General features: G+C 58.1%; 6 protein-coding genes and 1 tRNA gene. 4 read left to right on the forward strand and 3 right to left on the reverse strand.

The genetic code is table 11. The annotated features are described in order from the left end of the window. From C7438_RS09680 to C7438_RS08895, 3 genes are all read right to left on the reverse strand, one after another. On the reverse strand, positions 1–79 hold a 79-nt coding region (locus tag C7438_RS09680; RefSeq protein ID WP_147402040.1), incomplete at its 3' end, for a helix-turn-helix domain-containing protein. Between the two features lie 332 nt (positions 80–411). Then, on the reverse strand, positions 412–1,986 hold the full coding sequence (locus tag C7438_RS08890; protein WP_121445008.1) for a PH domain-containing protein: 1,575 nt from the start codon (positions 1,984–1,986) through the stop codon (positions 412–414). Further along, entirely contained in the window at positions 1,976–2,566 is a 591-nt protein-coding gene (locus C7438_RS08895; RefSeq protein ID WP_121445009.1) for a PH domain-containing protein, read from the reverse strand. The genes C7438_RS08890 and C7438_RS08895 overlap by 11 nt, the downstream gene beginning before the upstream one ends. Positions 2,567–3,071: 505 nt before the next feature. Here C7438_RS08895 and C7438_RS08900 point away from each other — a divergent pair. The 4 genes from C7438_RS08900 to C7438_RS09515 all read left to right on the forward strand — a co-directional run. Further along, positions 3,072–3,146 (forward strand) — tRNA-Ala (locus tag C7438_RS08900). Positions 3,147–3,539: 393 nt separating this feature from the next. Then, entirely contained in the window at positions 3,540–4,307 is a 768-nt protein-coding gene (locus tag C7438_RS08905) for a ClpP family protease (protein WP_121445011.1), read from the forward strand. Positions 4,308–4,344: 37 nt separating this feature from the next. Further along, on the forward strand, positions 4,345–4,923 hold the full coding sequence (locus tag C7438_RS08910) for an IS607 family transposase (protein ID WP_121445010.1): 579 nt from the start codon (positions 4,345–4,347) through the stop codon (positions 4,921–4,923). Then, on the forward strand, positions 4,910–4,988 hold a 79-nt coding region (locus C7438_RS09515; protein ID WP_147402040.1), incomplete at its 3' end, for a helix-turn-helix domain-containing protein. The genes C7438_RS08910 and C7438_RS09515, both read left to right, overlap by 14 nt.

Genomic DNA, 4,988 nt, shown 5'->3' on the forward strand with positions numbered 1-4,988 from the left:
CCCCGGCGTGCTTGGCGAGGAGAATGCGTTGTTCCTGGTTGGGATCGAGCTCGTAGCGGTAGGCTCTATGGATCTTCACGTCGAAGCGCCTCCAATCTGCCTTTCCAGATCGGCCTTCTGGTCGGAAGACGAAACCCGGGCGTAGAGGGCGACAATACCTCCCTTTGCAGGTTCGGGTTCGTGAACAAGGATTGTACCCGTAGGGGTGATTTCAAACGGCACGGGCATTTTGCCTTCTTTGACCCAACGCCACGCCGTTTTGTAGGTGATGCCGCGTCTTTTGTCCCACTTGCTGAGTTTCATGGGGATACTTTACCAAAGAAAGGGATGAAGATCAATCGTATTTTTAGCTGTTGGCAACCCTGTCCAGGGGGGTGTGGGAAAAAAATTGGTCGTTCTTTGCCTTTGAACTCAGAACCTCAAAAACGGCCCTTGGAAGGTGAACCACCGTTGGGCTTCCTCCAGGGGAAGGTGGAATAGACGGACCGAACCTCCTAACCAAAGGAGTTCGATGTTGGCAAGGCCGGGCAGCCTTTGCCAGGGAGTTTGGTACAGGCGCATCTCTTGCAATCGGTGACGAGGCACGAAGATCTTTCGATGCGTGAAAAGGCAAACACTCAACACGTAGCCCTGAGGGCTGCGTAGGTATCCTCCGTGACGGTAGGCCCATTCTCCCCAGACAATGCCTAGGAGGATGAGGAACAACAGAGTGCCTCCAAGGAAGGCCGACCGCCACGGAAGGGCGATGAGGTAGGAGACAGCGTCAAAGGGATCGACGGCCAGGGGGAGGTGGTAGAAGAACGCTCCTGCTATGATCTCTGGGATGACGAAAACTAAGAGGAAAGCGTGGCGGAGAAAGCGGGTCCAGTAAGGACGGCGAGCGCTGGCGGGAAGCGGGTGTACGTCCATGAGGATGTCGGGGACTTGGGGCAAAAGTTCGTTCATTAGGGCGGGAAGGCGATCCACGAGCAAAAAAGGGATGGTTCCATGGTGGGTTTCGTCTTTGCCCGCTACGTAAAGGCGTAAGGAGGCCATCCCCGCCAGCTTTTCCAAGGGAGATTGGCGCAGTTCTATAGCCTGAATCCGCTCAAGGGAAAATACTTTGGTTCGCAGAGAAATCCACCCTTCTTCTAAGATGAGAGCCTCGGGGGTGCGGTAAAAACGAAACCGTAAGAGGTAGATCCATTTTCCCGCTACGGCAACCACCCAACTGACAAAGAAGAGGACCACCAGCTGGGCGAGCTGTTGCTCGAGGGGGCTGGAAAAGGCCGGGGCGATCCGGCGAAGGAGGGACTCGAGAAGAGCTCCGTCTTTGAAAGAGGCCAGTCTCCCGTAGAGCACAGCCACGATGAGAAAGCTTTGGATGATCGGGGGCGAAAGTAAGGCCCCTCGGAAGGCTTGCTCTGTGCTGTAGCGAAAAATCTCAACCGAAGGTGGGTTCTGGGCTGAATCGCCTTCTTCCTTTGGGGAAGGAGCAGGTGGGCCCAGGGGGGTGGCGAGGATCTCCTGCATCCACCACTGGGCTTCCTTTTTGGGGAGAGCCCGGATGAGGATCTCTCCTTCCTTTAGCCCGGCGCTTTCTGCGAGGAAGATCCGGAGACGCACCACTCCAAACAGCCTTTCGAGAAAATCGGCTTCCGTAGCCGCCGACTGAATGCGACGGAGGGGAATCTTTTGTTGAACTCGTCGAAGGATGCCGTACTGCACGTGAAGGGTCGCCCCGTCCAACCAGAAGGTGTGGGTTCGCCAGTGGGCAAAGCCGAGAAGAACCAGGCCGGCTAGAGGGATCCCGAAGAGGAGGAAGAGGCCCAAAAGGGTTTTGGCTAAGCTGACGGAAAAGTATTTTTTCAAAAGGACAGTGGCCAGGATAAGCAAAGGAAGGCCTGCTTCCCAGTGTTCCTTCGCGGTGCGGAGGGCCGCGATGACGATGTAGGAAGGATGGGCGCGGGTGGGCGGCCCGGTAGGGGAGGATGCCTCATGAGGCATCGCTGATCCCTGCCTTTTGCGCAATCCAGTCCCGCAGGCGTTCCGCTTCGGCGGTGGGAAGGGCGGGGATGGATGTGTGGCCGGCGGCGGTAACCACGATGACTTCCGAAAGGCCGTAGAGGCGGGCCACAGGCCCTTGGTGGAGATCCACGTGTTGGATACGGGCATAGGGGATGAGCCGTCGCTGCATGGTCCAGATCCCGGATTCCACTTCTAATTCTCCCTCCCGGAGGTCGAAGCGGAAGCGGGCCTGGCGCAGGGGCGGGGCGACGAAAAAGGAGAAGATGAACCAGAGCCCGAAGAGGACGCCTTCTCCGACCAAAAGGCCTTTGGCCCAGAAGGGGAGGAGGTTCCATCCTCCATCCCAGGGGAAAAGTGCTTGGACATCATCATCGGTTGTAAGCACCCAGATCAGGACGTCCAGGCCAAGGATCACCGTGGCTACGATGGCCGCTTCCAAGACTGTGGAAACCCGCCACATTTGTAACGCCCGTGGGTCGATGCCCCGCGGTAGGGTGGGGGTGAAGGGACGAAATAAGGTCATCCATGTCTCTTTCATGGCAAAGTTTGGGGTACCCATCCTCCTTGAGGGATGTTGAGCACACCGTCAGACCGGGTTCGGTTCTCGCTTTATAATAGAACCGAATCCGGTGACTCCGTTTCTCCTTTCAAATCAAAGTTTACCCCCTGTAGTTCAAGGCGTCCAGGATCTTTTTCGTAGACCTTTTCAGAAGCTCCGTGTGCGACGCCAGGGTCTGGACAATCCCCTTTACTCCTTTGCGATGGGGAAGGTATCTCTTCGGAGGCTTCGGCCATCGCTCTCACTCCGGGTCCGTGTAGAGGAAGGACATACCTTTAGAAAATGGCGTTCACGATATGATATAAAGAACAGGTATGCATATAGTTGACCTCGAGATCACCACTATACTGATGCTTTGGGAATGGTTCCTCGGCCAGCCCGGAGCTTGAAGGCTTTCGAACGACCGCGGGAGGTTGGAACGATCCATTTCGCACGGTACCCTTGACAACCCTCTTGTCGAGGTGGTATGCTACATGGTGCGCGTGGCGCGCAGGACGAAAGACGTGGGGGCGTAGCTCAGAGGGAGAGCGCTAGAATCGCACTCTAGAGGTCGTGGGTTCGAATCCCATCGCCTCCACCAAGACCGAAGGAAATCCCGGGCGGAAGCCCGGGTTTTTGTGTTTTCGTCCTCCGTGTGCCTGGGACGCTGGTGCGCGGTTCGCGCGTTCTCGAAATAGAGAAAGTCGTATTGGCTTCCCTCAAACGTCCCGAGGGTAGGAGGTGCGGGCGAGCACGCTGGATACGGTAGGCTGGTGCAGGTAGGTTGTGCGTTCGGAACGTGCGTACGGGCGAATGGTCGGAAGGGGCGCGCACGCGTATGGCTCGGCGGGAGGCGCGGGGAGACTGGATAGGGGATGCGTACGGTTTCGGGCGTTCCGCGGAGGAGGCGGGTGCGGCCGGTCTGCCGGGACGCGACGAACGTCCCTCCGAGGGGGTCGGGCGGGTGGAGAAAGAAGTGCGGTCCAAGGGGGAGATGCAGCCTTTCGTAGCCGGGGAGGACGGCGACGAGGGAGGGGGAAACGACCTAGGTCGGAGCGTGATCGAAGCGCTTCGCCAATTCGGATCCCCTTCCGTTCCCGAACCGCGCGGGCGGATCTTTACCGTGACGATCATCGGGCAAATCGAAGGGCACGTCCAGCTGCCGCCGCAGAACAAGACGACGAAGTACGAGCACCTCCTTCCCCAATTCGTCGCCGCCGAACAGAACCCGCAAATCGAAGGCATCCTCATCCTCCTCAACACGGTAGGGGGCGATGTGGAGGCAGGTCTCGCCATCGCCGAAATGGTCGCCTCCTGCGGAAAGCCTAGCGTTGCCCTCGTGCTCGGCGGCGGGCACAGCATCGGCGTTCCGATTGCCGTCGCCGCGAACTACAGCTTCATCGCGGAGACGGCGACGATGACCATCCACCCCATTCGGCTCAATGGCCTCATCATCGGCGTTCCCCAGACTTTCGAGTACATCGAAAAGATGCACGAGCGCATCGTGCGTTTCGTCACTCGCCACTCGCGGATCTCCCCAGAGAAGTTCAAGGAACTCATGTTTAAAACGGGGGAACTCACCACCGACGTGGGGACGAACCTCTCCGGACCGGAGGCGGTAGAGGTCGGGCTCATCGATGCCGTCGGGGGGCTCAAGGACGCCCTCGCCAAGCTCGACGAACTCATCCGCCAGCGCAAAGGGGGCCAAGAGAGGCAGAGCGAAGGCGGGGAAGGCGGAGCAAAAGGGGTTACAAACAGCTAAAAATGCGATTGATCTTCATTCCTTTATTTGGTAAAGTATCCCCACGAAACTCAGCGAGTGGGCCAAAAGACGCGGCATCACCTACAAAACGGCGTGGCGTTGGGTCAAAGAAGGCAAAACGCCCGTGCCGTTTGAAATCACTCCCACGGGTACGATCCTTGTTCACGACCCCGAACCTGCAAAGGGAGGTATTGTTGCCCTCTACGCCCGGGTTTCGTCTTCCGACCAGAAGGCCGATCTGGAAAGGCAGGTGGTGAGGCTTCTGGAGTTTGCTAACGCCCAAGGCCTTTCGGTCGGAAAGACGGTGAAGGAAATCGGGTCTGGTCTAAACGGCAGGCGGAAGGAACTTTTGAAACTCCTTTCCGACCCGAACGTGACGACGATCGTCGTGGAACATCGGAATCGGCTCACGCGTTTTGGCTTTGAATTCCTCGAAGCCGCTCTTCGGGCGCAAAGGCGCCGCATTCTGGTGGTCGAAGAAAAAGAAGTGGACGACGACCTCGTGCGCGATATGACCGAAGTGCTCACTTCCCTGGCCGCCCGCCTGTACGGCAAGCGTTCTGCGAAACGCCGGGCAAAAAAGGCGTTGGAGGCGCTTCGACGTGAAGATCCATAGAGCCTACCGCTACGAGCTCGATCCCAACCAGGAACAACGCATTCTCCTCGCCAAGCACGCCGGGG

The sequence above is a fragment of the Brockia lithotrophica genome (genome assembly GCF_003633725.1).
GTDB lineage: Bacteria > Bacillota > Bacilli > Thermicanales > DSM-22653 > Brockia > Brockia lithotrophica.

Bases quoted from the DNA above. Each gene is read 5' to 3' on its own strand.
- C7438_RS08890 (WP_121445008.1), bottom strand. From the start codon at position 1,986: ATGCCTCATGAGGCATCCTCCCCTACCGGGCCGCCCACCCGCGCCCAT.
- C7438_RS08895 (WP_121445009.1), bottom strand. From the start codon at position 2,566: ATGGGTACCCCAAACTTTGCCATGAAAGAGACATGGATGACCTTATTT.
- C7438_RS08905 (WP_121445011.1), top strand. From the start codon at position 3,540: ATGCAGCCTTTCGTAGCCGGGGAGGACGGCGACGAGGGAGGGGGAAAC.